The sequence below is a fragment of the Methylophaga lonarensis MPL genome, assembly GCF_000349205.1.
GTDB lineage: Bacteria > Pseudomonadota > Gammaproteobacteria > Nitrosococcales > Methylophagaceae > Methylophaga > Methylophaga lonarensis.
The window spans coordinates 1-431 of sequence record NZ_APHR01000097.1 but is presented as its reverse complement, the minus strand read 5'-3'; the positions used below and the strand labels follow the sequence as shown (position 1 = coordinate 431).

At 49.2% G+C, this 431-nt stretch carries 1 protein-coding gene; it reads right to left on the bottom strand.

The features are described 5' to 3' along the window. The coding region (hisI, locus tag MPL1_RS13010) for a phosphoribosyl-AMP cyclohydrolase (protein ID WP_009727600.1) at nucleotides 1-386 on the bottom strand (386 nt) is incomplete at its 3' end. Nucleotides 387-431 lie beyond the last annotated feature (45 nt).

Genomic DNA, 431 nt, shown 5'->3' with positions numbered 1-431 from the left:
CGCTCATGATATATCTCATCCGGATCTTTGAGTACCGGTTCAGTTGTTTGCCACTGCCCATCCTGTAATTCTTGAAAAAAGCAGTGATGTCGACCGGTATGGCAGGCGATTCCGCCTTTTTGTTCCACCAGTAACAAAATGGCATCCTGATCACAGTCGATACGAATGGATTTGATGATCTGCTGATGTCCCGACTGTTCGCCCTTGTGCCACAGTTGCTGTCTGGATCGTGACCAGTAAACGGCGTGACCGGTTTCGGCAGTCAGCTTCAACGATTCACGGTTCATCCAGGCAAGTGTGAGTACTTGCTTACTGGAATGCTCCTGTGTAATCACAGGGCACAATCCATCATTGTTCCAGTTCACCTGGTCCAGCCAGTCACTCACAGTCGAACCTCAACACCTTGTTCTGCCATTTGTTGTTTGGCCTCT